This is a genomic window from Rhizobium sp. L1K21 (assembly GCF_024055895.1).
Lineage (GTDB): Bacteria > Pseudomonadota > Alphaproteobacteria > Rhizobiales > Rhizobiaceae > Ensifer_A.
Genome location: NZ_JAMXLE010000001.1, coordinates 506,578 through 531,678, shown reverse-complemented (window position 1 = coordinate 531,678; position 25,101 = coordinate 506,578). Strand labels below are relative to the sequence as shown.

Annotated in this window: 32 protein-coding genes; 19 read left to right on the top strand and 13 right to left on the bottom strand. The window is 57.3% G+C overall.

Annotated features, from left to right (window positions below):
- Positions 1-60 precede the first annotated feature (60 nt).
- The gene (locus NHF56_RS02485; protein ID WP_252801272.1) at positions 61-618 is read right to left on the bottom strand and encodes a methylated-DNA--[protein]-cysteine S-methyltransferase; all 558 of its coding nucleotides are present in this window, start codon (positions 616-618) and stop codon (positions 61-63) included.
- Positions 619-737: 119 nt separating this feature from the next.
- On the opposite strand from NHF56_RS02485, the gene NHF56_RS02480 reads away from it, so the two are divergent.
- The 3 genes from NHF56_RS02480 to NHF56_RS02470 all read left to right on the top strand — a co-directional run bounded on the left by NHF56_RS02480 (position 738) and on the right by NHF56_RS02470 (position 3,079).
- Complete coding sequence (locus tag NHF56_RS02480) at positions 738-1,310, top strand: 5-formyltetrahydrofolate cyclo-ligase (protein ID WP_252801269.1); 573 nt, start codon at positions 738-740, stop codon at positions 1,308-1,310.
- Positions 1,311-1,318: 8 nt separating this feature from the next.
- Positions 1,319-2,143, top strand: a complete 825-nt coding sequence (locus NHF56_RS02475; protein ID WP_252801267.1) for a TIGR00282 family metallophosphoesterase — start codon at positions 1,319-1,321, stop codon at positions 2,141-2,143.
- Between the two features lie 114 nt (positions 2,144-2,257).
- Positions 2,258-3,079: an MBL fold metallo-hydrolase gene (locus NHF56_RS02470; protein ID WP_252801264.1), complete on the top strand. Its 822-nt coding sequence runs from the start codon at positions 2,258-2,260 to the stop codon at positions 3,077-3,079.
- Positions 3,080-3,085: 6 nt separating this feature from the next.
- Here NHF56_RS02470 and NHF56_RS02465 read toward each other — a convergent pair whose 3' ends face one another.
- Entirely contained in the window at positions 3,086-3,589 is a 504-nt protein-coding gene (locus NHF56_RS02465) for a pyridoxamine 5'-phosphate oxidase family protein (RefSeq protein ID WP_252801262.1), read from the bottom strand.
- A 160-nt stretch (positions 3,590-3,749) separates the two neighbouring features.
- Between NHF56_RS02465 and NHF56_RS02460 the strand changes: the two genes are divergently transcribed.
- A complete protein-coding gene (locus NHF56_RS02460) occupies positions 3,750-4,496 on the top strand; it encodes a YebC/PmpR family DNA-binding transcriptional regulator (RefSeq protein ID WP_252801260.1) in 747 nt (248 codons plus the stop codon).
- A 98-nt stretch (positions 4,497-4,594) separates the two neighbouring features.
- Here NHF56_RS02460 and NHF56_RS02455 read toward each other — a convergent pair whose 3' ends face one another.
- The 3 genes from NHF56_RS02455 to NHF56_RS02445 form a co-directional block, all read right to left on the bottom strand.
- Positions 4,595-6,436 (bottom strand): PAS domain-containing methyl-accepting chemotaxis protein, encoded by a 1,842-nt coding sequence (locus NHF56_RS02455; RefSeq protein ID WP_252801258.1) that lies wholly within the window; start codon positions 6,434-6,436, stop codon positions 4,595-4,597.
- A gap of 159 nt (positions 6,437-6,595) precedes the next feature.
- Positions 6,596-7,300: an SDR family NAD(P)-dependent oxidoreductase gene (locus NHF56_RS02450; RefSeq protein WP_252801255.1), complete on the bottom strand. Its 705-nt coding sequence runs from the start codon at positions 7,298-7,300 to the stop codon at positions 6,596-6,598.
- A 116-nt stretch (positions 7,301-7,416) separates the two neighbouring features.
- The gene (locus tag NHF56_RS02445; RefSeq protein ID WP_252801253.1) at positions 7,417-8,418 is read right to left on the bottom strand and encodes an LLM class flavin-dependent oxidoreductase; all 1,002 of its coding nucleotides are present in this window, start codon (positions 8,416-8,418) and stop codon (positions 7,417-7,419) included.
- Positions 8,419-8,545: 127 nt separating this feature from the next.
- On the opposite strand from NHF56_RS02445, the gene ruvC reads away from it, so the two are divergent.
- The 6 genes from ruvC to ybgC all read left to right on the top strand — a co-directional run bounded on the left by ruvC (position 8,546) and on the right by ybgC (position 11,952).
- Positions 8,546-9,058 (top strand): crossover junction endodeoxyribonuclease RuvC, encoded by a 513-nt coding sequence (gene ruvC, locus NHF56_RS02440; protein WP_252801251.1) that lies wholly within the window; start codon positions 8,546-8,548, stop codon positions 9,056-9,058.
- Positions 9,059-9,117: 59 nt separating this feature from the next.
- A complete protein-coding gene (locus tag NHF56_RS02435) occupies positions 9,118-9,372 on the top strand; it encodes an AbrB/MazE/SpoVT family DNA-binding domain-containing protein (protein ID WP_252801250.1) in 255 nt (84 codons plus the stop codon).
- Complete coding sequence (locus NHF56_RS02430) at positions 9,372-9,785, top strand: type II toxin-antitoxin system VapC family toxin (RefSeq protein ID WP_252801248.1); 414 nt, start codon at positions 9,372-9,374, stop codon at positions 9,783-9,785. The genes NHF56_RS02435 and NHF56_RS02430 overlap by 1 nt, the downstream gene beginning before the upstream one ends.
- Positions 9,782-10,396 (top strand): Holliday junction branch migration protein RuvA, encoded by a 615-nt coding sequence (gene ruvA / locus NHF56_RS02425; RefSeq protein WP_252801246.1) that lies wholly within the window; start codon positions 9,782-9,784, stop codon positions 10,394-10,396. The genes NHF56_RS02430 and ruvA overlap by 4 nt, the downstream gene beginning before the upstream one ends.
- A 65-nt stretch (positions 10,397-10,461) precedes the next feature.
- Positions 10,462-11,505, top strand: coding sequence for a Holliday junction branch migration DNA helicase RuvB (gene ruvB / locus NHF56_RS02420; RefSeq protein ID WP_252801244.1), 1,044 nt, complete (start codon positions 10,462-10,464; stop codon positions 11,503-11,505).
- Positions 11,506-11,952: a tol-pal system-associated acyl-CoA thioesterase gene (gene ybgC / locus NHF56_RS02415; RefSeq protein ID WP_252801242.1), complete on the top strand. Its 447-nt coding sequence runs from the start codon at positions 11,506-11,508 to the stop codon at positions 11,950-11,952. It abuts the gene before it with no gap.
- Here the strand turns inward: ybgC and NHF56_RS02410 are convergent, their stop codons facing one another.
- From NHF56_RS02410 to NHF56_RS02390, 5 genes are all read right to left on the bottom strand, one after another.
- A complete protein-coding gene (locus NHF56_RS02410; protein ID WP_252801240.1) occupies positions 11,953-12,984 on the bottom strand; it encodes a peptidoglycan -binding protein in 1,032 nt (343 codons plus the stop codon). It lies immediately after the preceding gene.
- Entirely contained in the window at positions 12,984-14,021 is a 1,038-nt protein-coding gene (locus NHF56_RS02405) for a MotA/TolQ/ExbB proton channel family protein (protein ID WP_252801238.1), read from the bottom strand. Before NHF56_RS02405 ends, NHF56_RS02410 begins: the two co-directional genes overlap by 1 nt.
- A 187-nt stretch (positions 14,022-14,208) precedes the next feature.
- Positions 14,209-15,012, bottom strand: a complete 804-nt coding sequence (locus NHF56_RS02400) for an inositol monophosphatase family protein (protein ID WP_252801236.1) — start codon at positions 15,010-15,012, stop codon at positions 14,209-14,211.
- Between the two features lie 107 nt (positions 15,013-15,119).
- Positions 15,120-16,325, bottom strand: a complete 1,206-nt coding sequence (locus tag NHF56_RS02395; RefSeq protein WP_252801234.1) for a tetratricopeptide repeat protein — start codon at positions 16,323-16,325, stop codon at positions 15,120-15,122.
- A 5-nt stretch (positions 16,326-16,330) separates the two neighbouring features.
- A complete protein-coding gene (locus NHF56_RS02390) occupies positions 16,331-16,987 on the bottom strand; it encodes a thiamine phosphate synthase (RefSeq protein ID WP_252801233.1) in 657 nt (218 codons plus the stop codon).
- A 211-nt stretch (positions 16,988-17,198) separates the two neighbouring features.
- On the opposite strand from NHF56_RS02390, the gene NHF56_RS02385 reads away from it, so the two are divergent.
- Positions 17,199-17,459, top strand: a complete 261-nt coding sequence (locus NHF56_RS02385) for a helix-turn-helix transcriptional regulator (protein ID WP_252801231.1) — start codon at positions 17,199-17,201, stop codon at positions 17,457-17,459.
- A 111-nt stretch (positions 17,460-17,570) separates the two neighbouring features.
- On the opposite strand, the gene NHF56_RS02380 is transcribed toward NHF56_RS02385, so the two are convergent.
- A complete protein-coding gene (locus NHF56_RS02380) occupies positions 17,571-17,744 on the bottom strand; it encodes a YdcH family protein (protein ID WP_252801228.1) in 174 nt (57 codons plus the stop codon).
- A 208-nt stretch (positions 17,745-17,952) separates the two neighbouring features.
- Between NHF56_RS02380 and NHF56_RS02375 the strand changes: the two genes are divergently transcribed.
- The 6 genes from NHF56_RS02375 (at position 17,953) to NHF56_RS02350 (ending at position 21,740) form a co-directional block, all read left to right on the top strand.
- Complete coding sequence (locus tag NHF56_RS02375) at positions 17,953-18,156, top strand: YdcH family protein (protein ID WP_252801226.1); 204 nt, start codon at positions 17,953-17,955, stop codon at positions 18,154-18,156.
- A gap of 13 nt (positions 18,157-18,169) precedes the next feature.
- Positions 18,170-18,670 carry a 5-(carboxyamino)imidazole ribonucleotide mutase gene (gene purE, locus NHF56_RS02370; protein ID WP_252801225.1) on the top strand — a complete coding sequence of 167 codons (501 nt, stop codon included), beginning with the start codon at positions 18,170-18,172 and terminating at the stop codon, positions 18,668-18,670.
- A 5-nt stretch (positions 18,671-18,675) separates the two neighbouring features.
- Positions 18,676-19,725, top strand: coding sequence for a 5-(carboxyamino)imidazole ribonucleotide synthase (locus NHF56_RS02365; RefSeq protein WP_252801222.1), 1,050 nt, complete (start codon positions 18,676-18,678; stop codon positions 19,723-19,725).
- A gap of 148 nt (positions 19,726-19,873) precedes the next feature.
- Positions 19,874-19,999: a type B 50S ribosomal protein L36 gene (gene ykgO / locus NHF56_RS02360; protein WP_165217824.1), complete on the top strand. Its 126-nt coding sequence runs from the start codon at positions 19,874-19,876 to the stop codon at positions 19,997-19,999.
- 78 nt (positions 20,000-20,077) lie between these two features.
- The gene (locus NHF56_RS02355; protein WP_373456282.1) at positions 20,078-20,674 is read left to right on the top strand and encodes a hypothetical protein; all 597 of its coding nucleotides are present in this window, start codon (positions 20,078-20,080) and stop codon (positions 20,672-20,674) included.
- A 64-nt stretch (positions 20,675-20,738) separates the two neighbouring features.
- Positions 20,739-21,740, top strand: coding sequence for an alpha/beta fold hydrolase (locus NHF56_RS02350; protein WP_252801218.1), 1,002 nt, complete (start codon positions 20,739-20,741; stop codon positions 21,738-21,740).
- A gap of 51 nt (positions 21,741-21,791) precedes the next feature.
- Here the strand turns inward: NHF56_RS02350 and pyk are convergent, their stop codons facing one another.
- Positions 21,792-23,231 (bottom strand): pyruvate kinase, encoded by a 1,440-nt coding sequence (pyk, locus tag NHF56_RS02345; RefSeq protein ID WP_252801216.1) that lies wholly within the window; start codon positions 23,229-23,231, stop codon positions 21,792-21,794.
- 1 nt (position 23,232) lies between these two features.
- Complete coding sequence (locus tag NHF56_RS02340) at positions 23,233-23,661, bottom strand: DUF1036 domain-containing protein (RefSeq protein ID WP_373456281.1); 429 nt, start codon at positions 23,659-23,661, stop codon at positions 23,233-23,235.
- Positions 23,662-23,912: 251 nt separating this feature from the next.
- Between NHF56_RS02340 and NHF56_RS02335 the strand changes: the two genes are divergently transcribed.
- Together NHF56_RS02335 and NHF56_RS02330 are read left to right on the top strand one after the other, a co-directional pair.
- Positions 23,913-24,704, top strand: coding sequence for an N-formylglutamate amidohydrolase (locus tag NHF56_RS02335; RefSeq protein WP_252801214.1), 792 nt, complete (start codon positions 23,913-23,915; stop codon positions 24,702-24,704).
- 3 nt (positions 24,705-24,707) lie between these two features.
- The gene (locus NHF56_RS02330; RefSeq protein WP_252801213.1) at positions 24,708-25,013 is read left to right on the top strand and encodes a DUF1244 domain-containing protein; all 306 of its coding nucleotides are present in this window, start codon (positions 24,708-24,710) and stop codon (positions 25,011-25,013) included.
- Positions 25,014-25,101: the final 88 nt, after the last annotated feature.

Below are 25,101 nucleotides of genomic sequence, written 5' to 3'. Positions count from 1 at the left end.
CGGGATTAAAGAGATTTCGAAAACGCGCCTCCGGGCGCGTTTTTTGTTGGAAAAAGCGCTCTAGCCGAAAAGACCGGGCAACAGCGGCGCGCCACCGTCGAGATAGACGCCCTCCATCGCCAGCAGCTTCTCCTTGGTCTTCAGCCCACCTGGCGCGGAAAACCCTCCCGGCTTGTTGCCGGCGGCAAGCACCCGGTGGCAAGGCACGATGACAGGCCATGGATTGCGCGCCATCGCCCGTCCCACACTCTGCGCCGCACCCGTCGGCCAGCCAGCCTTTTCAGCAAGTTCGCCATAAGTGACGGTTTCGCCACGGGCGACCATGCGTAAGGCGCGATAGACGGCACGTTCGAACGTCTCGAGATGTGAAAAGTCCAGTTCAACGTCGGAAAAGTCCACCGCATCGCCCGAAGCATAAGCGACGAGCTGATCGGTAACCGCTTGAACACCATCCGGTAACGGCCCCGCCCAAAGCTCTGCATCGACCTTGCGCATCCGCGCTTCGCTCAGCGATCTGGTCTTGTCTGGCAGTTGCACGCCAGTCAGACCGTTTTGCGACCACGCAATGCCGCAATCGCCCAAAGCCGTCTCGAACAAAGTGTAATACGACTTTGCCATCGCCGATTCTCCTCTTGCCCGATTATGTGGCCGCAAAGCCCGCATAACAAGAACCGGAACCGCTTGGCCGCGCCACCCGATTTGCTTATTGTCTGCCGAAATTTGTGAGGAGCCACCGTTTGAAAGCCGAAAAAGCTGAAATTCGAAAGTCCTGCCTTACCGCGCGCGACGCCATCCCCACCGAAGAGCGCATCGAAAAAAGCCTGACAATTGCCGATCTGGGCCATGACGCGATCGCCTTTGAACCCGGGACGATCATATCCGGCTTCATGCCGATCCGTTCTGAAGTTGATATCCGCCCCCTGATGGCCGATCTTCGAAGCCGTGGTGCGAAGCTCTGCCTGCCGGTGGTTCTCGACAAGGAAACGATTGTCTTCCGTGCCTTCGAACGCGAAGCCCCACTGATTGAGACGGGTTTCGGTACAATGGGTCCCGGTCCAGACGCCGCAATCGTCGATCCCGAAATCATGCTCGTCCCGCTTTCAGCATTCGATGATCAAGGCACCCGTATCGGCTATGGCGGCGGCTTTTACGATCGCGCAATCGAGCGGCTGCATGCCAAAGGCAAGGTGCCGAAGCTCATCGGCATTGCATTTGATCTCCAGAAGGTGGAAAAGGTGCCCGCAGAACCGCACGACATATATCTGGATGCAATTCTGACCGAGAGTGGATTGCAACTGTTCAAGGAGTAGGAATTCGGATGCGCTTGCTTTTTCTGGGCGACATGGTTGGCAAGACCGGACGCAACATTGTCTTCGAAAAGCTGCCCGGCCTGATTTCCGATTTCAAACTCGACTTCGTCATCGTGAACGGTGAAAACGCAGCCGGCGGTTTTGGCATAACCGAACAGATCCATCTCGATACGATTGACGCCGGCGCTGATGTGGTGACCACCGGAAACCATGTCTGGGACCAGAAGGACACCGTCTCATTCTGTGCACGCTACGACAATTTCCTGCGCCCGGCCAATTATCCCGCCGGCACGCCCGGCAAGGGGTCGGGCATGTATATTGCCCGAAACGGCGCCCGTGTGCTGGTTGCCAACATCATGGGCCGCGTCTTCATGCATCCGGAACTGGATGATCCCTTCAAGGCCGCGGAAACCATACTCGAAGCCTCGCCGCTTGGCGAACAGGCCGACGCCATCGTCTTCGATTTCCATGCCGAAGCCACCAGTGAAAAACAGTGTTTCGGCCATTTCTGCGACAGCCGCGTCTCCCTTGTCGTCGGCACCCACACCCACATCCCCACCGCCGACCATCAGATTTTGAACGGCGGAACGGCTTACATGTCGGATGCAGGCATGTGCGGTGATTACGATTCCTCGCTCGGCATGGACAAGGAAGAACCGATCAACCGCTTCATCTCCAAAATCTCCAAAGGCCGCATGGAAGTCGCCAACGGCCCGGCAACACTGTGCGGCGTCGCCGTGGAAATCTCAGACAGGACAGGTCTCGCCGAGAAGATTGCCCCCCTGCGTATGGGTCCGAGACTTGCCGAAACAATGCCGGATTTCTGGACCTGAGGGCGCCGTGTCCGGCCTATCCGGCCTTTTCAATCACATATTGTTGATCGCATTGCGCTAGAGCCTCAACTACCGCATCATGCCCTGACATTCATCAGAAGCGGGAAAATGGCCATGCTGCGTGCTCTGATCAGTGCATTCGCAATTCTTGTATGTCCTCTTGTTGGCGTTGCCCATACGCAGAACGCTCCACCGCCGGTCAGCATCTGCCATGCGATCGCATCTGGCATTCACCAGGCATCCTTTGTCCGCTTCGATCTTCAACCGAAGGAATATGCGGCGATAGAAGACGAGGTGAAATTCACCTATGTCGGCCACTCCACCTATTTCATCGAAACACCGGGTGGCGTGAGCATCGCGACCGACTATTCTGGCCATCATCCCACGCCCTACATGCCCACGGTCGTGACCATGAACAAGGCACATTCGGGCCACTACACGCTCGCGCCCGATCCCGGCATTCAATATGTCCTGCATGGATGGAATGATGATGGCAGCCCTGCAAACCATCAACTGGCTGTTGGCGACACCCTCGTTCGCAACGTGCCGACCGATATCCGCTCCTACAGCGGGGCCATGGAGGCGAACGGCAATTCGATCTTTATCTTTGAAGCGGCGGGCCTGTGCATCGGCCATCTTGGACACTTGCACCACGAATTGACCGACAGCCATATTACCGAAATCGGTAGGCTCGATATCGTCATGGTGCCGGTTGATGGCGGATTGACGATGGGAGCCGCCTCCATGAGCCGAACCGTAAAAAAGCTCCGCTCATCGGTGGTCCTGCCCATGCATAGGCGCTTTGGCACGATTGAGGATTTTGTCGCCAAATTCGGCCCGGATTTTGATCTTCATCCGAGCCCGACACGCACCGTTACGTTTTCGCTGAGAAATTTGCCCCGAAAGCCAACGATTTACGTGCTCCCGGGGCTATAGAAAAGATCAGGCGATCTTGAGGTGACGTTGAACGCCCACTTCAGGCGTTTCGTCCTCATTCAGATTGGCCTTGGCGACTTCCCAGCCAAGCTTCACGACGTTTGATGTCGATGCCCAAACATCGGCATCCTGCACACGAAACTCGATCAGGGTGAGTTTCGGATCATCCTTGCCATCTTCGAACCAGGCTTCCACCATGGCACTCCAATGTTCTTCAATCACCTTTTCGTCGCGGCGCACATCAAGCACGCCGGTGATCGTGGCGAAATAGTCATGATCCTTGCCGACAAGGCAGAACGTGCCCATCGTTCCGGGCTGAATGTCTTTCACAAGGTCGACATCCGTCTTGGTAAAAAACCAGATGGTGCCGCTACCCCGGTCACATTGCGGAGCCATGGGCTGCATCGGGTGGGGTGAACCCTGCACGCCAAGCATGCCGGCATGGACCTTTTCCAGTTCGTCCCAGAGCTGTTCTTCCGGCCTTTCGCGTGTCTTCGTCAGGCTGACCATTGTTTTCTCCTTTCGGGATTGTTTTCCTTCATTGAGATAACGAGCAGCCAACGAGTTGGTTCCTGCCGAATGCGACAATTCCCCAATGCCCCTTGAACGCATGCACGAGCAAGCTTATAACGCCGCCACTTATCGGAATTCGAGACATTGCAGGAAAGCCATGGCCGGCCATTCACAGTTCAAAAACATCATGCACCGCAAGGGCCGTCAGGATGCGGTTCGCTCCAAATTGTTCTCCAAGCTCGCCCGCGAAATCACCGTGGCCGCAAAGATGGGAACACCCGACCCGGACATGAACCCGCGCTTGCGCCTTGCCATACAGAACGCCAAGTCGCAATCCATGCCGAAAGACAATATCGAGCGTGCCATCAAGAAGGCCGCCGGCGGGGATGCGGAAAACTATGATGAAGTGCGTTACGAAGGCTATGGTCCCGGCGGCGTTGCCGTAATCGTCGAAGCGCTGACCGACAACCGCAACCGCACGGCCTCCAACGTCCGCACGATCTTCACAAAGGCCGGCGGCGCGCTGGGCGAAACCGGCTCGGTCTCCTTCTCCTTCGACCGCGTGGGTGAAATAACCTACAAGCCGGAAGCAGGCGACGCCGACGCCATGATGGAAGCCGCCATCGAGGCCGGTGCCGAAGACGTGGAATCCTCAGAAGACGCCCATGTGATCTATTGCGCCTTCGAGGACACCAACGACGTTGCAACCGCACTCGAGGCAACGCTTGGCGAACCGGATTCGGTCAAAACCATCTGGAAGCCGCAAAACACGGTTCCGGTGGACGAGGAAAAGGCCGAGTCGCTCATGCGCCTGATCGGCAACCTCGAAGACGATGACGACGTCCAGAACGTCTATTCCAACTTCGAAGTCTCAGATGAAATCATGGCCAAGCTCTCCGCTTGAACCTCAATATTGCGTGAAAATCAAAGAAGGCCGGACTGCTACAGCCGGCCTTCTTTCATTTTATATTCGTTTTGACGTTATCGCCTGTCCAAGCGATCTCAAAACTCTTCCCAGTTATCAGCTGCCACAGCCACAGCGGCCGAACCACCGCCCGCTGCAAGGCGTGGCGCAGGCGCTCTTGTGACAGGTGCAGGCGCCTGAGCCGGACGTTGGGCCACCGGCTGTTGCTGGGCTGTTCTGCGCATGTGCGGCCCGCCGCGCGCTGCCTCAGAACCCGGCTCACGTGCCTGCGAACGCCGGTTGAGATTGAACATCTTGACAAGTTGCTGCATCTTGCCGGCACCGTCGGATAAGACCGAGCCCGCATCGCCGATGCTGGTGACCAGCGAGGCATTTTTCTGCGTCACCTGGTCGAGTTGGTTGACCGCCATATTGATTTCCGAAAGGCTCGTGGCCTGTTCAGCAGCACCCATGGCGATGGCTTCGATATTGCCATTGATCGATGTGACAAATTCTTCGATACGCGAAAGCGCGTTGCCAGTCTCACTCACCAGCTTCACACCCTGTGATACTTCACGGGAGGAATTCTCGATGAGAGACGTGATTTCGTTGGCTGCGGTTGCAGAGCGCTGCGCCAGTTCACGCACTTCCTGTGCAACAACGGCAAAACCTTTACCCGCCTCACCGGCACGCGCGGCCTCAACACCGGCATTGAGCGCCAGCAGGTTGGTCTGAAAAGCAATTTGATCGATAACATCGATGATCTTTCCAATCTCGTTCGAAGCCCCCTCGATCCGTCGAATGGCCTCGATTGCCGATTTCACGACGCTGACCGATTCAGTGGTGGCGCTGCGCGCCTCTCCCACCATTTTGCGGGTGTCTTGCGTGCGTGTTGACGCCTCGCGAACCGTGACCGTGATCTCTTCAAGCGCAGCGGAAGCCTCTTCCAGAGCAGCCGCCTGCTGCTCGGTGCGTTGGCCCAGCGCAATTGCGTCGTCGTTCAGGCTGGCACTCTTCGTGCCCAACGCGTCGGTCTCGCCAAGAACGCTTTCCAACGTTCGCTGAAACTCGCTGATCGCGGTGTTGAAATCGCGGCGGAGACTTTCAAATTCCGGAATAAACGGCTCGTCGATCGTCATGCGAATGTTGCATTTGGCCAAACGCGCCAAACCGGCACCAATCGCCTCTACTGCCCGGACGCGACCGGTCACGTCGTCGGCATATTTCACCACTTTGGAAACACGCCCGCGATGATCCAAGATCGGATTATACGAGGCCTGAATAAAGATGTCTTCGCCCGCCTTGGTCTTGCGCACAAATTCGCTGGAAACAAATTCGCCGCTGCGCAAGCGATTCCAAAACGCGCCGTATTCGGGCGAGGAGACATAGGATTTGTCACAGAAGATTGAATGGTGCTTTCCGACGATTTCACCGAGCGTGTAGCCCATGGCATCCAGGAAATTCTGATTGGCGGTCAAGATCTTGCCGTCGGTATCGAACTCGATAACCGCCATGACTCGAGACAGCGCCTCAATCTTTCCCACCGCTTCAAGGCTTTCGGTCCGCTTTTCGGTGACATCAGTGGCGATCTTGACAACCTTATACGGCTTGCCGCCCTTCATAATGGGGTTGTAAGACGCCTCGATCCACACGTCTTTGCCGCCCTTGCCAATCCGCAAATAGGTTTTGCTCTCGAATTTGCCGGCACGCAGGCTGTCCCAGAAGGCCCTGTAATCATCTGACCTGGCATAGCTATCTTCGACGAACATGCTGTGATGTTTGCCAATGATCTCGGAGGGCGAATACCCCATGGTTTTGCAGAAATTCTCGTTTGCGGAGAGAATTTTCCCCTCAAGGTCGAACTCGATAATCGCTTGGGATCTGTCGATTGCCGCCATCACCGCAGCAACGTCACCACCACCGAAAGAAAACAACGACATGTCTATATTACCCCTCAAGATAGTCTTGCGGGATTTTTCGTTCAAAGAAGTTGTGCATTGGTTAATGATGCAACCCAGGACTAACTAACCACAATGGATGGAGACACAACCAATACTTGCGTTTTGTCAACTTCGGGAGCCAATATTGAAAAGAACTGCTCAGGCCGCCTTTCCGGTCGCCGGTATTGCACCGCCAGTCACCACACCACCTTCCGGCGACATGAGAAATGCGATCACCTCTGCAATGGCTTCAGGCGTGACCCATCCGTCCCTGTCGGAATCGGGCATCGCTTTGCGGTTCTGCGGCGTATCGATCGTGCCGGGCAACACGCAATTTGCAGAGATACCATGCTTGCGATTTTCGGCTGCCAGCGCCTCGGTGAGACGCAAGACCGCCGCCTTGGACGCGGCATAGGCAGCCTGTTGCGCGCCGGCCTTGATGCCGGGTGCAGCGGCAATGTTGACGATGCGACCATAGCCTGCATCCTGCATAGGCTTCAGCGCCGCGGCACTGATGCAATAGGCAGTCTTTGCGTTCATGGACATGAAACGGTCCCACATGGCCACATCGTTGAGGCCGACCGGTGCCATGCCAAAGCCACCGACCGTATTGACCAGACCATCAATGCGCCCGAACCGTTCGAGAACCTTTTCCACAACAAGGGCGCAGGCCTGCGGGTCTGATGTGTCGATCCCGCCCAGGGTGAAGACGGCGGCTTTGCCGTCGGCAGCCGGCTCGAACGTTTCTCCAACATCGTCATGAACAACCCTGACAATGCCTGCGGAACTGTCCATCAACACATCCACAACCGCACTGCCGAGATTGCCCGACGCGCCTGTTACCATGACCACCCGTTCCGACATGCTTGTTCCCCGCTTTTCGCTGACCCGGTTTACGTCATTATGCGCAGAATTTCAGGCGTCGCAAAGGCGTTTCGCCATCTTGCATTGGAATGCCGCAAGCCCTGAAAGGTTCCACATCAATGACCTGCGGCCTCAAAAACACTCAACCGCGAAAACGCATCCACCGCTTTCAACCGCGCGTCCAGATCATAGATCGGGAAGGAAACGATCACCTCGTCTGCGCCCGTTTCCTCAAGGAAGCCACGCAACTTTTCATCGACATTTCCTCTGGTTCCAACGGCTGCATAACGCAACGTATGTTCAACGCCGTTCTTTTCCATTTCATTCCATAAACCGTCCATGCTTTCGACCGGCTTTGGAAATGGTCCGGGCGCACCCCGCCGCAAATTGATGAACTGCTGCTGGGCGGATGTGAAATAATAGGCGGCCTCTTCATCCGTGTCGGCAATGACACCCATGGTCCCCACCATGACATAGGGTTGGTCAAGCTGGGCGGATGGCTGGAAGCGCGCACGGTAGATCGACAAGGCCTCCAGCAGCATGTCGGGCGCGAAGTGGGAGGCGAAAGCGTAGGGAAGCCCAAGTGCTGCAGCAAGATGCGCGCTATAAAGGCTCGACCCGAGGATCCAGAGCGGCACATGACTGCCGACACCTGGGAAAGCAATGACCCGCTGGCCCGCCTGCGCATCATCCAGCCAGGCCTGCAGCTCCTGAATGTCATCGGGGAAGCGGTTTGCTGCTGCATCAAGATCGCGCCGCAGCGCCCGCGCCGTTGCCATGTCCGTGCCCGGCGCACGCCCAAGTCCCAGATCAACACGACCCGGAAACAGGGCTTCCAGCGTACCGAACTGTTCGGCAATCACGTAAGGTGCATGGTTGGGCAGCATGACACCGCCCGAGCCGATGCGGATCTTTTTGGTCGCCGCCCCCACATGGCCGAGCACAACGGACGTCGCAGCACTTGCCACCCCACGCATGCCATGGTGCTCCGCCAGCCAATAACGGTTATATCCCACCTCCTCCGCTTTCACGGCCATATGACGTGTGTTGTCCAGTGCATCGCGCACCGTCTGGCCCTCGCCGACCGTGGAAAGATCAAGAATGGAAAAACGGGACATCATAAACCTCTTTCTGAATAACCCGCCGGATATAAGAACCGGGGATGGCGATTGCCAGACCATGGAAAATGTTTCCCCTTTGTTCACATTTTGCTGACACGGTGCCGGTCAAAGGTTAGGTTTTGTCATGGCAGAGATGATTCGCATTATCGGTATCGACCCCGGCCTGCGCCGGATGGGCTGGGGCATTGTCGAAACGCTGGGCAATTCCCTGCGCTTTGTCGCCTCAGGCACTGTCACCAGCGATGGCACGATGGATCTGGCGTCTCGCCTCTGCCAGCTTCACGACGGTCTGGCCGATATCATCCACCAATATCAGCCGCATGAAGCCGCCGTAGAACAGACCTTCGTGAACAAGGATGCAGTCGCAACGCTGAAGCTTGGCCAGGCCCGCGGCATAGCCATGCTGGTCCCTGCCCGCGCCGGCCTGCAGGTTGCCGAATATGCACCCAACGCCGTGAAAAAATCGGTGATCGGCGTCGGTCACGGCGAAAAACAGCAGATCCATATGATGCTGAAGGTCCTCATGCCGAAGGCGACCTTCAAGGGCAACGACGCCGCCGATGCGCTTGCCATCGCCGTCTGCCACGCCCACAATCGCGGCAGTGCCAAGTCGCGGCTGGCGGCGCTCACCGGCTGATTTGTTCTTGACTTGTTCCGAGAGTAAGATTATTTCTTACCGCCAACGGAGACAGGTCAATGCGTGTAACATCCAAAGGGCAAGTAACGATCCCACGCGATTTGCGCGAGCTTGCCGGTATCAAGCCCAACAGCGAAGTCATCTTTTCCATTGAGAATGGGAAATTGGTTCTAGCCCCCAAAGACAATCCCAATTCGCCACTCGAGCGTCAACGCCTCGACCGGCTGACAGCAGCGCTCGACCGGCTGGAGAACACAGGCGATCAGGCGATCAATGCAGATGAACTGATGGCCATGACACGGGATCGCGACTGATGGCCACGATGATCGATACCAATATTCTGGTTGATATCGCTGTGCGCGATCCCGAATGGATTGAATGGTCGCGGAAGAAGATCGCGGAAGCCGCTCGGCGTGGCGCACTTGTGATCAACCAAATCATCTTCGCAGAGTTTTCCGTGCGCTACAGCAACGCAGCCGAGGTGGAAGCAATTCTCCCCGCTGACGAATTCATTCGTGAAAGCCTTCCGTGGAACGCCTCTTTCGCAGCCGGTCGTGCCTTCGGCGCTTATCGCCGCGCAGGCGGAGCCCGCAATCGCGTTCTGCCGGATTTTCTGATCGGCGCGCATGCCTATTTACACGGATATGCTCTTTTGACGCGTGACCCGAAAGGCTACCGCACCTATTTCCCCGACCTCGAACTCATCACACCGGAAACACACCCATGATAGGCAAACTCAAAGGCACTGTGGACGAAATCGGCGAAGACCATGTGCTGGTCGATGTCCATGGCGTTTGTTATCTGGCATTCTGTTCAGGTCGCACACTGTCGAAACTGAATGCAGGCGAAGCCGTGACACTCTTCATCGAGACCTATGTGCGCGAAGACCAGCTGAAACTCTTCGGTTTCGCCTCCGCATTGGAGCGCGAATGGTTCCGTCTGCTGCAATCGGTTCAGGGCGTCGGCTCGAAAGTCTCGCTCGCCATTCTCTCCACGCTCACCCCGTCCGATCTCGCCAATGCCATCGCGCTGCAGGACAAAACCGCGATCTCCCGCGCGCCGGGCGTTGGCCCCAAGGTGGCGGTGCGCATTTTGACCGAACTGAAGAATAAGGCCCCGGCCTTTGCCGGAGAGGCGATGGGAACCATCGGCCTGAAACAGGAGCTTGGAGAAGGCGTTGCCTCCGCCCCCGTGGCCGATGCCGTGTCAGCGCTCTCCAATCTGGGCTATTCGCGCGATCAGGCCGCCAATGCCGTGGCCGCTGCGCTGAAAACCGCTGGCGAAAACCCCGACAGTGCCAAGCTCATCCGCCTCGGCCTGAAAGAACTTGCGCGTTAAGGCCGCTTCGCCTTTCCCGCGCCGGCCAAACACGATAAAGCCATTGCTGCAATGGAAGTTGAGACATGAGTGAACCTGAACGCCTGATCAGCGCCGAAAAGCGCGGTGAAGACCTGGAAGCAACGCTGCGCCCGCAATCGCTGGACGAATTCACCGGCCAGGCGGAGGCGCGCGCCAACCTGAAAATCTTCATCGAGGCCGCCAAGAACCGGGGCGAAGCGCTGGACCACGTTCTTTTCGTCGGCCCGCCGGGCTTGGGCAAGACAACGCTCGCCCAGATCATGGCAAAGGAACTCGGCGTCAACTTCCGCTCCACATCCGGCCCGGTGATTGCCAAGGCCGGTGACCTTGCAGCCCTGTTGACCAATCTGGAAGAAAACGACGTTCTCTTCATCGACGAAATCCACCGCCTGAACCCGGCCGTTGAAGAAATTCTCTATCCAGCCATGGAGGATTTTCAGCTCGACCTCATCATCGGCGAAGGCCCTGCCGCCCGCTCGGTAAAGATCGACCTGTCGAAATTCACCCTCGTTGCCGCAACCACCCGATTGGGCCTTCTGACAACACCGCTGCGCGACCGTTTCGGCATTCCCGTGCGGCTCAACTTCTACACTGTGGAAGAACTTGAATTCATCGTGCGCCGCGGTGCCCGTCTCATGGGACTCGGAATGACCGACGAAGGCGCGCGCGAGATTGCCCGCCGTGCGCGCGGCACGCCCCGTATTGCAGGCCGCCTTCTGCGTCGCGTGCGCGATTTCGCTGAAGTCGCCAAGGCAGAAGCTGTCACCCGCCAGATTGCCGATGAAGCGCTGACCCGTCTGCATGTCGACAATATGGGTCTCGACCAGCTCGACCACCGCTACCTTACCATGATCGCCAACAATTTCGGCGGCGGCCCGGTGGGCATCGAAACCATCGCCGCGGGTCTTTCCGAACCCCGCGATGCCATCGAAGATATAATCGAGCCCTACATGATCCAGCAGGGTTTCATCCAGCGCACCCCGCGCGGTCGCGTTCTCACATCAAACGCCTGGAAACATTTAGGTCTCAATCCGCCAAAGGATATGGATGGCTTTCAGGCCACCCTCTTCAATGATGACGATACGTAAATGAGAGAAACGTTCCCCCTCTCCGGCGAACTCGCCCCCGACGCCAGCCATCACCTCACGCAACGCGTCTATTACGAAGACACCGACTTTTCCGGCTTCGTTTATCACGCCCGCTACCTGCACTTCATGGAGCGCGCACGCACGGATTATCTGCGCTGCCTTGGTGTCGAGCAGTCCACACTTTTCGAGCTGGACGGCGAAGGGCTGATGTTTGTTGTTCACCGGATGGAAATCGACTTCAAGTCACCGGCCAAGATGGACAATATTCTCACCATCATCACCCGCACGCAGAAGGCGGGCGGCGCAAAGATGGTTCTGCAACAGGAAATTCGTCGCGATGATCAGCTTTTGATCGCCGCGAAGGTCATCATTGCCGTGGTGAATGCCTCCGGACGTCCGCGACGTCTGCCGGAAGAATTGGCAAAATCCTTTCTTGGCGAAACGTGATCACTTCTCGGTCAGCTTGAGCTCGATACGCCGGTTTTGCGCCCGTGCCTCATCACTATCACCTTCGGCAATCGGCTGAAATTCACCAAAGCCTGCAGCCACCAGCCGGTTGGCCGGAACCCCTTGCGAAATCAGATATTTCACCACCGATGTTGCGCGTCCGGAAGACAGCTCCCAGTTGTCGGCATATTTGCCCGTCCCTGAAAGCGGCACATTGTCGGTGTGGCCGTCGACCCGCAGCACCCAATTGATTTCTGGCGGAATTTCCTTCGCCAGATCAAGCAGCGCTGAGGCAAGCTTGGCCATCTCGGCTTTGCCTGCTTCGTTCAACTCGGCACCGCCGGAGGGAAACAGCACCTCCGACTGGAAAACGAAACGGTCTCCCACAATGCGGATATTGTCGCGGTCGGAGAGAATTTCACGCAAGCGCCCGAAGAAATCCGAACGGTACCGGTTCAGCTCCTGAACCCGCTGGGCGAGCGCCACGTTGAGCCGCCGGCCAAGATCGGCAATCTTCGTCTGGCTCGCCTTGTCCTTGGCTTCAGAGGCCTGCAAAGCCTCTTCAACAGCAGCAATCTGCAGACGAAGCGCGGCAATCTGCTGGTTGAGAAGATCAATCTGGCTAAGCGCCCGTGCACTCACCTTCTTCTCAGCCTCCAACTGGCCGCTCAACTGGCCGATTTTCACCTCAGCATCGCCCGCATTGCCACGTCCTGCTTCCAGCAATTGCTGAAGCCTGGAGCGCTCGCCCTCGGATTCGGTCAGCGATGCCTGCAATGCAGCCAACTGATCCTCCAGATCCTGCTTCCCGCTTTTTTCGAGCGCCAGAAGCTGCGTCAATTCGTTGATCTGACTGTTCAGCCGGTTCAGTACTTCGTCCTTGCCGGAGATTTCCCGGCTCAGGAAAAACTGCCCGAGCACAAAGACCGTGAGCAGAAACATGATGGCCAGCAACAGCGTCGACAGGGCGTCTACAAAACCCGGCCAATAATCGACACCGCGTTCGCGCTTATACCTGCGGGAAAGCGCCATTACTCATTCCCCAGCTTGTTCGCAATCTTTTCGAGCGCCGCATTGAGCTCTTTCGATTCGGCCTGATGCGCCTCGATCCAGTCGCGCAACATCTGCTGCTCGGAGCGCATGTTTTTCACCAGCCCCTGAATGCCTTCAGCCAGGCTGACAATCGCAGCCGTCGCCCGCTGGTTGGAAGAGCCCTCCTGTGCGAGACGCGAAACATTGTCGACCGCCTGCTTCAGCTCATCCACAGTAGAACCATCAAGCGCGGGTGCGGCAGCAGCGGCGACCGGCACATCGTTCATCACATCGGTGAAAGACGAAAGCCAGTTTTCCAGTTCGTTATAAAAGCGGTTCTGCGCCCGCCCGGCCTGCAGGTCGAGAAAACCGAGAACCAGCGATCCTGAAAGACCGAAGAGCGAGGAGGAAAACGCCGTGCTCATGCCCGAAAGCGGCGTGGAAAGTCCCTCCTTCAGTGTGCTCAAGAGGTCCGCCGTGTCGCCTGTACCCGCATCCAGAGATTGAATGACCGTGCTGATCGACCCCACCGTACCCAAAAGTCCCCAGAACGTACCCAGCAGGCCAAGAAAAACCAGAAGGCCGATGAGGTAACGGTTGATTTCGCGCATCTCATCCAGGCGGCTTGCAACGGAATCCAGAATGGAGCGGAACGCGGCGGCAGAAATCTTGCGCGACCGCCGTTCGCCGATCAGCGCGCGCATCGGGGCCAGCAACACAGGGTCTTTTCCCGCCTTCTCTGCACTGCCTGCCGCCATGAAGGCGTTGAACCAGCGCGTTTCCGGTCTGAGCCTCAAAACTTGGCTGAAAATAATGAAAACGCCGACCGCCAGCACGACCAGAATGAGCCCGTTCAGGCCCGGATTGGAGTTGAACGCCGTTTGCGCCTGCCGGAAAAGTATTGCGGCCACAAAGCCCACAAGAATGAGAAAGATGAGCATCGGCCAGAAGAAACCCATGGGGCTTGAGAGCCGGTGAACAAAACCGCGGTCTCTTTCACCATCAGTATCGCGGGCCGACACGTCCAATTCCACCATATCTCAAAAGCCTCCAGAGCCCGGCAGCGTATCGTGAGCGGCACAAAGCCGACACACCGAAGCTGTTTACAAACAACACAAAGGCGTCTTCATGCTTCGGAGAAGAATAAAGACGCTTCAGGATTCTGTGGCGAGGTTAGAGGAAGATTGTGCCAAATTGAAGAGGCAATACGAGGCTTTGGGCAGCCTACTTTCCCGGAACGGGACGATGCGTCACGTCCAGAAGTGCCTTGTGCACATATTCATTGGCCGCAATCACCGAGCCTGTCTCCAGCATATTGCTGCCGCCGGCAAAGTCGGAGACCCAGCCACCAGCCTCACGGATCAGCACGATTCCCGCAGCAATATCCCAGGCACTGACGCCCGTTTCCCAATAACCGTCAAACCGACCTGCTGCGACATAAGCGAGATCAAGCGCTGCCGAGCCTGTCCGGCGGATACCGGCCACCTCGCCCATCACATGGCGAAGCTCGACGAGAAATTTGCCGTGGTTACCGCGACCGAGGTGGGGAATGCCACACGTGATCACGCAATCGGTCAGCTCCTTGCGGGCCGCCACGCGCAGGCGACGATCGTTCAGGAAGGCGCCGCCGCCACGCTCGGCCGTGTAAAGCTCATCGGTTGCCGGATTGTAGATCACGCCCGCCACGATTTCATCATTGCGTTCCAGCGCAATCGAAACGGCGAAATGCGGGATGCCGTGCAGAAAATTGGTCGTGCCATCAAGTGGATCGACGATCCAGCGATGGGCACCGTCGGTCCCCTTGATTTCCTTGGCGGATTCTTCGCCCAGAAACCCGTAGGTCGGGCGCGCCTTCAACAACTCGTCGGAGATGATCTTTTCAGCCTTGCGGTCGGCCTGCGAAACATAATCGCCGGGGCCTTTGAGCGACACCTGCAGGTTCTGCACCTCGCCAAAATCGCGCGCCAGCGATTTGCCCGCCTTGAATGCGGCCTGTACCATAACATTGAGCAGGGCTGAACGGGCCATGATCTCTTATTCCTTGTGGTGAAAAATGGGGCTTTTGCCCAACCGGCGGCGCTTCAAGAACATAAATTCCGCGATTTATCAAGTGCCGGGCGCAAGCGCTGCCGGTTTCAGCCGCGCCGGAAACGATTTGCCGCATCAATGGCGGCTTTCTGTTTTCCGTTGTCTATGCCGTAATAATAGTCTTCGAGGCTGGCGTCCTGCAGGCCTGCACGGCGCGAAATGATGTACCATTTCGCCGCTTCCACCGGGTCGGCCTCCGTGCCGATCGCTTCAATATAAAGATGGGCCAAACGGTTCGCAGCCAGCACATGGCCATTCATGGCCGCAATACGCATCCACTGGAAACCGGCTTTCAGGTCCTGGTCAAACTCAACACCATTGATCAGCCAAACGGCCATATCGTATTGCGCGGTGTCGTAGCCCGCCTTGGCGGCACGCGCCAGCCACACCTTGGCCTCTTGGCGCTTCTCGTCGTCCAGGCCGGGCAAATTGAGATAGATCTGGGAAAGCGCATATTGCGCATCGGCAATCCCCTTTTCGGCAGCCTTCTCGTAATAGGGCATCGCGTCGCGCAAACCATCTGTGCCCACCGTCTGCGAAACCAGAATCTGCGCCCAGTTGAACTGCGCAAGCGCATTGCCGGCGTCGGCCGCCTTGTGCATCAGCTCATCCGCACGCTTCTTGTCCTGCTTGGCAAACTGCCCTTCCATCAGAATGAGGGCATATTTGAACATGCCGTTTGGATCACCACCTTCAGCCGCCTTCGAATACCAGAAGGCAGCCCCCTTGAGATCGCGCTTTACACCAAGGCCTTGCGACAGGATTTCACCCAGCAGCGTCTGCGCCGCTGGGTCGCCGAGCTGCGCGCGCGGCAGCGCGAGGTCTACAGCTGTGATGTAGAGACCCCGCTGATAGGCCCCGAATGCCTCATCAATCTCACCCTTGAACGGCTTCTCAGGCGGCAATGGTGGCAGGTCTATGCCCATACGCTCGAAAACGCCTGTGCCTGCCGAGGGTGAGGGCTCACCGTTCTTGGTAAACCCCTTCTCCTGTTCGCCCTTGCCGCTGTCGAAATTCAAGACTGGCGCAAGTCGTGATTTTTTCGAAAAGACGCCGTCTTCCTTGAAGTCTTCATTGCCACTTGCACCCGCATCAGAATCAGCGGAACTGGATGTCGTGGACGCCCCTGTCGCGACGCCCGGCAAATCCTGAGCGTGGCTGATGCCGGCTGTGCTCACGGCAACAAGAATGAGCCCGGCTGGCGCAAGCCCCCTGCTCAAAAGCACCTTCAAAATGTCAGATCGCGTCGTCATGCGCCTCATAAATCTTCAAACCGTGGCGCTTTTTGGTCCAGTTCGGCGTTCACGGCCGCAACAATGGAGGCTGCCTGCGCCGGCTCGGCAAAAACCGCCTTTCCGAGCGCCACAAATTCTGCACCGGTTTCAGCAACGACGACCGCGGAAGAAGGGTCAGTCCCGCCCAAGACGATGCAGGGTATCTCAACCATCGACGCCCACCATTCGGCAAGGGCGATATTCTTCGGATGCGCCTCCGGCTTGATATCGCCATCAAGCTTGCCGAAGAAAATATAGTCCGGATTGGCCTCGCCGACCTCCAGAGCCACGTGACGCCCGGCAACACCACCAGCACCAACGATCATCTTCGGCGTATGCTTTTCCACCGCCTCGGCGATTTCCATCGCACTGCCGACTACATGCAATCCATCAGCCTTCGCGCGTCCGGCCACACGGCTGTCACCGGCAATGATGGCGGCAGCCCCTGCTGCCTGAACGGCAGGAACGAGCTTCTCGGCATGTTTCTGAAAGTCACCATCTGAAAGACCATATTGCGGTATGATGACCGAGGCGACATCGCCGCCTTTCAAGGCGTCGGCGACCAGTTTTGCCCGCTCATCCGCGTCGGCGACGTCGGGAGCGACCAACACAAGGCGGCACCGGCTTTCCAAATCATCCATCGAGAAGCTCCCATTTCGTTTGACTGCTCGTCATATACATGGCCTTAAGCCCCATGCAATGCACCTTGGCGCAATTGTCGTGTGCCGCACGTCCCACCTCCAACCCAAGGCGCGCGCTGCAGTGCAACCAAAACACCCACGATCGCGCGTTTTACAGTGCGATGCACAAATTCCGCTTGCCGAGACTAACGCTTTATCATAGCGTTTGCCCATGCTGAAAAACGACCCCTTCGCAGCCATCGCAGATCCCAATCGCCGCTACCTTCTGGAAGAGTTGCGACGCACACCGAAAACTGTAAATGAGCTGGCAAGCGGGCTGCCCATCAGCCGCCCCGCAGTTTCACAGCATCTGAAAGCTTTGCTGGATAGTGATCTGGTCACGGTGAGATCAGAGGGAACCAAACGCATCTATGCGGTCAACACACAGGGCTTTTCCAAGCTCAATCTGTGGCTTGATCAGTTCTGGTCCTGATTTTTTTCTGAAAATGTCGAGTTCAGGTGTTGCGGCCACCGAAACGTGCCTGTCGTTATAACAGGACCTATGCACCGGTGACCGCTCAATCCGCCGTTTGGCACTCACTCGTTAGTGCAGTGAACTCCGAATGCGCTCAATCTCATCTTTGAGCCGCAATTTCTTGCGCTTCAGGTCCAATATTACGCTACTCTCTGTTGAAGGATGGTTCATCGCGTTCTGGAGCTCCGCATCCAGTTCTCCGTGCTTCTGGCGAAGCGTTGCAAGATGAGCCTCAATATTCATGTGGCACTTCCTTTCCTTCCCTAATGCCCACACCCCGAAAATCCCTCGCGGTGTCTCAGGCTGTAACAGCTGAAGAGTGTGCCACGACTATGGCTTTTTGTCGAAGCGGAAATCATGGCGATAGATAATTTTCCGTTGCACTGCTTTTTATGTTAGGAGCGGCGGTTATATTTTTGTATATGATCGCGCGACAACGGGGACACATGAAATGGCGGATCAGGAGCAGGCCGAACTCAGGATGAAGGCGGCAAAACTTCGTATGGAACATGAAGACTTTGATGCCGCTATCGAAGCCATGATCGCGCAAGGATGCGATGCACTGAGAATTCAGCGGATGAAAAAGAAGAAACTGGCAATCAAGGACCAGCTCTCGAAAATCGAGGACCAGATCATCCCCGACATTATTGCCTGAACAGGAGGTATTGATGACCTATTCCGAGCCCCCTCCGGTGGCCATCATCATGGGTAGCCAGTCCGACTGGGAAACCATGAAAAACGCCGCCGATACGCTCGAAGCACTTGATATCGCATATGAAGCGCGCATCGTTTCCGCCCATCGCACGCCCGATCGGCTGGTGAGCTTTGCCAAGGGCGCACGTCATGAGGGGTTCAAGGTCATCATTGCGGGCGCCGGTGGTGCTGCCCACCTGCCGGGCATGACCGCCGCCATGACGCCCCTGCCCGTCTTTGGCGTTCCGGTTCAGTCAAAGGCGCTTTCCGGCCAGGACAGCCTTCTCTCGATTGTGCAGATGCCGGCCGGTATTCCCGTCGGCACATTGGCGATCGGCCGCGCCGGCGCCATCAATGCCGCCCTTCTGGCTGCCGCCGTTCTGGCGCTCAGCGACGAAGAACTTGCCGTGCGTCTCGACCAGTGGCGCGTGCGCCAGTCCGAGACAGTTGCGGACTACCCTGTGGATAATGGTTGAATAACATGCAGACCATCGGAATTATCGGCGGCGGCCAGCTCGGTCGCATGCTCGCAATGGCCGCAGCACGCCTCAGCTTTCACACCATCATTCTGGAACCCCAGAAGGATTGCCCGGCTGCCCAGGTTGCCAACCGGCAGATCGTTGCGGCCTATGATGACAAGAAAGCCCTCGCCGAGCTCGCCAAGGCCTGCGATATCGTGACTTACGAGTTCGAGAACGTGCCTGTGGACGCTGCCAAGAAACTCGCAAAAGACGTCAGCGTTTATCCCCCGCCGCGCGCGCTTGAGGTCTCGCAGGACAGGTTGATCGAGAAACAGTTCCTTCGCGAGTGCGGCATTGGCACAGCCGATTTTCTGAAAGTGGACAGCCAGGAGGAGCTGGAATCCGCTCTCTCCAAATTCGGCCGCAAGGGCGTCTTGAAAACGCGCCGCATGGGCTATGACGGCAAGGGGCAGAAACTGTTCAAGGATGGCGAATCGAGTGAAGGCGTTTTCGACCTTCTCGGCGGCGTGCCGTTGATCCTCGAAAGTCTCGTCCCCTTCGTGCGCGAAGTTTCAATCATCGCAGCCCGCAGCGCCGATGGTGGAACCGCTTTCTATGATACCGCCGAAAACGTCCACAAGAACGGCATTCTGCATACATCCACGGTTCCCGCCAACATTGCCGACGACAGCCAGGATGCTGCAGCCGTGGCCGCGAAGGCGATTCTCGAAGCACTGGATTATGTCGGCGTTGTGGGTGTTGAACTCTTCGTGCTGGAAGACGGATCGATCGTGGCCAATGAAATTGCCCCGCGCGTTCACAACTCGGGCCACTGGACAGAGGCTGCCTGCACGATTTCGCAGTTCGAGCAACATATCAGGGCCGTTGCCGGCCTGCCGCTTGGCAGCACGGCCCGCCACTCCAATTGCGTGATGACGAATCTCATCGGCGATGACATCAAGAGCCTCAGCCACTGGCTCAACCGCCAGGATGCCTATATTCACCTCTACGGCAAGGAAGAGGCGCGACCGGGCCGCAAAATGGGTCACGTCACGGCGCTGAAGCGCTGAATTGCCTGAAAAGACCTGTGTGAGCAGTTGACAGAAACAAGGCGGCACGGTATCAGACCGCCAACTGAGCGAGCGCGCCAATTCCGGCGCGCTTTTGATTGTTATACGTGATGAGGGGGCAACTCCTCCAACCACGCGGACCAGAAAAATGAAGATCAAGAACTCTCTGAAAGCACTCAAGGCCCGTCACCGCGAGAACCGTCTGGTTCGCCGCAAAGGCCGTGTCTACATCATCAACAAGCAGAACCCGCGCTTCAAGGCTCGCCAGGGCTGATTGCGCGCGCCACGCGATCATAATCGCGTGCGCTGTTCAAGCATAAATGATTTTGATCTTTTGCGCTGGCGGGATACCATTGCCGCCATGCGCTATTTGTCGTTTGCACTCCTGATTCTTCTTGGCAGTCTTTCCCTGCCCGCGGCCGCCCTTGCCCAATCGCAAGAACCGGAAATCGTCCGCCCCTTGAGCAAGGAAGGCAGGCTTGATGAGCTCTTCGCAAAGCTTAAAAAAGCACGCAATCCAACGGAAGCCGGCGACATTGCCGACAGCATCTGGGCCGAATGGAACGATTCGGGCAGCGCCACCATCAATCTCATCATGAAGTGGGCGCAGGACGCCATGGGCAGGCAGGACTACGTCGCGGCACTCGATTTTCTCGATCAGGCAACCAGCCTCATGCCAACTTACGCCGAAGCGTGGAACAAGCGCGCCACCCTGCAATACCACATGGGCAACTATAAAAAATCCATGTCCGACGTCATCCGCGTACTCACCTTGGAGCCGCGCCACTTCGGCGCGCTTTCAGGAATGGCGATCATTCTGGAAGACACCGGCAGAGATGAGCAGGCCCTTGCCGTCTGGCAGCGCCTGCTGGAAGTCTATCCGGGCGACCGCAAAGCGCAGAATCGCGTGAAATCACTGTCCGAAAAGCTGGCAGGCAGCCGCACCTGAACACGGCACTCGATTATCGGCAATCCCATTCAATCCATTCAGGCAGTCTGACCGTATTTCAAACATGTTTCACGGAAATCTATTATCGACCCTGCTCGTCATTCTCCTCGTTCTATTTGCCGCTGCATTTGGCTTCACCCAATGGAAAGTCGCGCAGATCGAGAAGAAATTCCCCAATCAAGGCACGCTGACGGATATTGGCGGTTACGAGCTGAACAGCCTTGAAATCGCCGCAGGCGAAAACGCAAACCTGCCGACCCTTGTTTTCATTCATGGCGCCAGCGGCAATCTGCTTGATCAGGCCAATGCTTTCCGGAAGCCATTGGAAGGCCGCGCACGCCTGCTTTTCGTCGACCGCCCTGGTTTCGGATATTCTGACCGCGGCCCTGCCGAAAACGACACCCCCGCCGGTCAGGCAGACGCCATATCCAAACTTCTGCAACTCAAGGGCATCGAAAAGGCGATCATCATCGGCCATTCGTTCGGCGGCGCAATCGTCGCAAGCCTTGCTCTGCGTCACCCCGATCAGGTTCAAGGTCTGGTCTTCATCGCAGCCGCCACACATCCATGGGAAGGCGGCGTTGACTGGTACTACGACCTTGCCGCCACGCCGGTGATCGGCTGGCTCTTTTGCAATACTGTCGCCTTGCCTGCCGGTCTGGCGTTGATCGATAACGCCACAAAAGCCGTATTTTCACCCAACAAAGCCCCTGACAACTATGTTGAAGAGACTGCTGCAGAACGCGTGCTGCGCCCTGAAACCTTCTGCAACAACGCGCGCGATGTCGCCGGGCTGAATGCCTATGTGAAGACCGTTGCACCGCTCTATAAGACAATCAAAGCCCCGGCCATCATCATCTCCGGCGACGAGGACGATATCGTTGCTGAGGAAATCCACTCCGTTGGGCTTAATCGGGATATTCCCAATTCAGAACTCGTCTGGCTGCACGGCGTGGGTCACAAGCCGGATTATGTGGCGACCGACATTGTCGTGGCCGCCATCGAAAAACTGGCAGGCAGGCCGCGTGATCTTCAAGCCATGGCGAGAGACCTGAAACCGCAATAAAAAGCCCCTGCAACGAGGCCGGGGCTGATTCAGTGACGGATCGTAAGCGGGTCAGATGCCGCTCTGACCATCCGAACCGATATAGGCGATGCGCAGCGTGTTCGTCGCCCCCGGCGTACCAAGCGGCACGCCCGCAGAGATGATAATCCGGTCTCCCGGACCGCCAAGACCTTCTTCCACGACCACACGACAGGCGCGATTGACCATGTCGTCCAGATCACGCGCATCATCGGTCACCACACAACGCACGCCCCAGGCTACGGACAGCCTGCGCGCCGTCTGGCGGATCGGCGAAATCGCAAGGATCGGCACGTTCGGGCGCTCGCGCGCAGCGCGATAGCCGGTGGTTCCCGTCGAGGTGTAACAGACGATCGCCTTCAGATCGAGCGTGTCGGCAATCTGGTGCATGGCCAGCGAAATCGCGTCCGCAGCCGTCGGCTGCGCACCCGGATGCTGCGCCTGCATGATGCCCGGATAATGCGGGTCATGCTCGACCTTGACCGCCACGGACGCCATGGTCGTCACCGCTTCCACCGGGTATTCACCGGCAGCAGATTCGGCTGACAGCATCACCGCATCAGCGCCTTCGAAGACCGCCGTCGCAACGTCGGACACTTCCGCACGTGTCGGCACCGGCGAATTGATCATGGATTCCAGCATCTGCGTGGCAACCACCACCGGCTTGCCAGCCTTGCGGCAGGCGCGGTTCAACTGCTTCTGAATGCCCGGAACCGATTCGAGCGGCATTTCCACGCCCAGATCGCCACGTGCAACCATGATGGCGTCGGACAGTTCGATGATCTCGTCGATCCGCTCAAGTGCCTGTGGCTTCTCGATCTTCGACATCAGGCCCACCCGGCCGCGCGAGATCTTGCGCACCTCCACCAGGTCTTCAGGCCGCTGAATGAAGGAAAGCGCCACCCAATCGATATCGTCCACCGCCAGCACCGCATCGAGATCGGCGCGGTCCTTTTCCGTAAGCGCCCCAACCCCCAGCAATGTGTCGGGAAGGCTGACGCCCTTGCGGTCGGAAATGCGCGAGCCCGAAATCACCTTCGTCACAATGCTCTTGCCGTCGCATTTTTCAGCCTTCAACTGCAGTTTGCCATCGTCGATCAGCAAACGGTGTCCGGGCTGCACGGCTTCCAGAATTTCCGGATGCGGCAGGTAGACACGGTTCTTGTCGCCCGGCGTCTCATCTGAATCGAGTGTGAAGGTCTGGCCAATTTCCAGCTCCACCTTGGTGTCGGCAAATTTGCCGACCCTGAGCTTCGGCCCCTGAATATCGGCCAGAATGCCGATGGGCCGGCCACAACGTTGCTCCACCGCGCGAATGCGCGACACCAGCATGCGCATCACATCATGGCTCGCATGGCTCATATTGATCCGGAAAAGATCAGCCCCAGCCTTGTGCAATTTTTCAATAACATCTTCTTCGGACGAAGCTGGACCCAGCGTCGCCAATATCTTAGTCTTGCGAATATATTCCATCTTAATTCTGGTTCTCTTGCGTGCCGGGCGTGTCGGATAGCTGGACCATCCAGCTTCCTTGCTGCCCCGTATCGTATTCCTTGAAACCCATTTGCTGGAAGCCGCGCGCAAAGCAATTTTCAACGCCGGTAATCTTGAACTCGTTTTCCGCCACGCACATTTTCACCTCGCCCGCCCAGCGTCCACCGCGCGCAGCATCTTCGGCATAGAGGTAATAATAACGCGATTGCAGCTGCCCTTCGATCAGGGTGGCGCAGGTCGTGGCTGGTATCTGCCACCAGCCCTCGGAAACCCAGCCCTCCTTGGCGCGATAACCAATGGCCACGCCGACAAGGTTCTGCGTTCCGTTGCAGACACGAAAATCCGCACGCGCATCGCCTGTCTGAAAGAAAAAGCTAGAAAATAGAGCAACTGCCGCAGCAGGCCAGATACCGCTTATACGGAACCGGCGATTCCCAGTGACATTTTTTCGATGGCTGGTCACGCTTCCAACAAGACTCCAAATCGGATCGAGATTACGTTTTGCGACGGTACGGCTAGAATGTCAACGAAACTCTAATCGATTATATTGTGTTTAAGGGTCGTCTCTGCCCACGTTGGCGCAATCAAGCCCTTACCATCTTGAACTCACATATGGGCCATGCCATCAGTTGATGGCACCAATTTGACGATGGATGTCTCATGCAATACCCCCAGCCGTTCCGCGTTCTGGATGGCGATTATTCCGCCGGTCTGCTGCTTCTGGCCGATCACGCAACAAACCACGTGCCCGAAAAATTCGGCTCTCTGGGGCTCGGACCGGAAAGCTTCCAGCGGCACATCGCTTACGATATCGGCGTTGAGCCTCTGACCGAAAAACTGAGCACGATGCTCGGCGCTCCCGCAGTCCTGTCCTGTTTCTCGCGCCTCCTGATCGATCCGAATCGCGGTGAGGATGACCCGACACTGATCATGAAGCTTTCCGACGGTGCAGTGGTTCCGGGCAATCATCCGATGACGGAAGATGAGCGAAACGAGCGCATCGCCCTGTTCCACCGCCCCTACCACGAGGCCGTTGCTCATGCGATTCGGCGCGTTTCGAACGAAAGCGGCAAAGCGCCGCTGGTCATCTCGCTGCACTCATTCACGCCGTTCTGGAAAACGGTTCCCCGTCCCTGGCAGGCCGGCGTGCTCTGGGACAACGATCCGCGTGCTGTCACGCCAATGATCGAGGGCCTGCGCGCTTTGGGCTACGAAACAGGTGATAACGAACCCTATGACGGCGCGCTCAAAGGCGATACGATGTATACGCACTGCATGCGCAACGGCATTCCACATGCGCTTCTCGAGGTGCGCCAGGACCTGATCGGCACCGAGGAATGTGTCGATGAATGGGCAAACGCACTGGCACCGCTTTTGGCAACGATGAACGCTGACCCTGCGCTGCATGAAATCAAGATCCACACATCACGCACCGGACCATATGAGGACTAAGACATGGACAAGCTGACCAAAGAACAGCAGACCGAACTCGAAGCCGCCGTTTTCCGTCGCCTGGTGTCCCACCTTCGCAATCGAACGGACGTTCAGAATATCGACCTGATGAACCTCGCCGGCTTCTGCCGCAACTGTCTTTCAAACTGGTATCTCGACGCAGCGAACGAGGCAGACCTTGGTTTGACCAAGGACGAAACCCGGGAAATCGTCTACGGCATGCCTTACGAGGACTGGAAAGCCAAATATCAAAGCGAAGCCACGCCAGACAAGCTGGCAAGCTTCGAGGTCAACCGCCCGAAGGAATAACGCGGATAACCTGACCTTTCCCCTTGACCTTCGCGACCGTTCGCGGCAGTTCAACGGCCAATATTTCAAATCGCCACGACAGGAGTTT

Bases quoted from the DNA above. Each gene is read 5' to 3' on its own strand.
- NHF56_RS02350 (WP_252801218.1), top strand. From the start codon at position 20,739: ATGTTTCACGGAAATCTATTATCGACCCTGCTCGTCATTCTCCTCGTT.
- NHF56_RS02385 (WP_252801231.1), top strand. From the start codon at position 17,199: ATGCTGAAAAACGACCCCTTCGCAGCCATCGCAGATCCCAATCGCCGC.
- NHF56_RS02410 (WP_252801240.1), bottom strand. From the start codon at position 12,984: ATGGCGCTTTCCCGCAGGTATAAGCGCGAACGCGGTGTCGATTATTGG.
- NHF56_RS02400 (WP_252801236.1), bottom strand. From the start codon at position 15,012: ATGGCCCGTTCAGCCCTGCTCAATGTTATGGTACAGGCCGCATTCAAG.
- NHF56_RS02485 (WP_252801272.1), bottom strand. From the start codon at position 618: ATGGCAAAGTCGTATTACACTTTGTTCGAGACGGCTTTGGGCGATTGC.
- NHF56_RS02335 (WP_252801214.1), top strand. From the start codon at position 23,913: ATGCAATACCCCCAGCCGTTCCGCGTTCTGGATGGCGATTATTCCGCC.
- NHF56_RS02380 (WP_252801228.1), bottom strand. From the start codon at position 17,744: ATGAATATTGAGGCTCATCTTGCAACGCTTCGCCAGAAGCACGGAGAA.
- NHF56_RS02395 (WP_252801234.1), bottom strand. From the start codon at position 16,325: ATGACGACGCGATCTGACATTTTGAAGGTGCTTTTGAGCAGGGGGCTT.
- NHF56_RS02375 (WP_252801226.1), top strand. From the start codon at position 17,953: ATGGCGGATCAGGAGCAGGCCGAACTCAGGATGAAGGCGGCAAAACTT.
- NHF56_RS02465 (WP_252801262.1), bottom strand. From the start codon at position 3,589: ATGGTCAGCCTGACGAAGACACGCGAAAGGCCGGAAGAACAGCTCTGG.
- NHF56_RS02435 (WP_252801250.1), top strand. From the start codon at position 9,118: ATGCGTGTAACATCCAAAGGGCAAGTAACGATCCCACGCGATTTGCGC.
- NHF56_RS02430 (WP_252801248.1), top strand. From the start codon at position 9,372: ATGGCCACGATGATCGATACCAATATTCTGGTTGATATCGCTGTGCGC.
- NHF56_RS02460 (WP_252801260.1), top strand. From the start codon at position 3,750: ATGGCCGGCCATTCACAGTTCAAAAACATCATGCACCGCAAGGGCCGT.
- ykgO (WP_165217824.1), top strand. From the start codon at position 19,874: ATGAAGATCAAGAACTCTCTGAAAGCACTCAAGGCCCGTCACCGCGAG.
- NHF56_RS02330 (WP_252801213.1), top strand. From the start codon at position 24,708: ATGGACAAGCTGACCAAAGAACAGCAGACCGAACTCGAAGCCGCCGTT.
- ruvC (WP_252801251.1), top strand. From the start codon at position 8,546: ATGGCAGAGATGATTCGCATTATCGGTATCGACCCCGGCCTGCGCCGG.
- NHF56_RS02455 (WP_252801258.1), bottom strand. From the start codon at position 6,436: ATGTCGTTGTTTTCTTTCGGTGGTGGTGACGTTGCTGCGGTGATGGCG.
- ruvB (WP_252801244.1), top strand. From the start codon at position 10,462: ATGAGTGAACCTGAACGCCTGATCAGCGCCGAAAAGCGCGGTGAAGAC.
- NHF56_RS02450 (WP_252801255.1), bottom strand. From the start codon at position 7,300: ATGTCGGAACGGGTGGTCATGGTAACAGGCGCGTCGGGCAATCTCGGC.
- NHF56_RS02475 (WP_252801267.1), top strand. From the start codon at position 1,319: ATGCGCTTGCTTTTTCTGGGCGACATGGTTGGCAAGACCGGACGCAAC.
- NHF56_RS02390 (WP_252801233.1), bottom strand. From the start codon at position 16,987: ATGGATGATTTGGAAAGCCGGTGCCGCCTTGTGTTGGTCGCTCCCGAC.
- ruvA (WP_252801246.1), top strand. From the start codon at position 9,782: ATGATAGGCAAACTCAAAGGCACTGTGGACGAAATCGGCGAAGACCAT.
- NHF56_RS02405 (WP_252801238.1), bottom strand. From the start codon at position 14,021: ATGGTGGAATTGGACGTGTCGGCCCGCGATACTGATGGTGAAAGAGAC.
- ybgC (WP_252801242.1), top strand. From the start codon at position 11,506: ATGAGAGAAACGTTCCCCCTCTCCGGCGAACTCGCCCCCGACGCCAGC.
- NHF56_RS02470 (WP_252801264.1), top strand. From the start codon at position 2,258: ATGCTGCGTGCTCTGATCAGTGCATTCGCAATTCTTGTATGTCCTCTT.
- NHF56_RS02365 (WP_252801222.1), top strand. From the start codon at position 18,676: ATGCAGACCATCGGAATTATCGGCGGCGGCCAGCTCGGTCGCATGCTC.
- pyk (WP_252801216.1), bottom strand. From the start codon at position 23,231: ATGGAATATATTCGCAAGACTAAGATATTGGCGACGCTGGGTCCAGCT.
- purE (WP_252801225.1), top strand. From the start codon at position 18,170: ATGACCTATTCCGAGCCCCCTCCGGTGGCCATCATCATGGGTAGCCAG.
- NHF56_RS02445 (WP_252801253.1), bottom strand. From the start codon at position 8,418: ATGTCCCGTTTTTCCATTCTTGATCTTTCCACGGTCGGCGAGGGCCAG.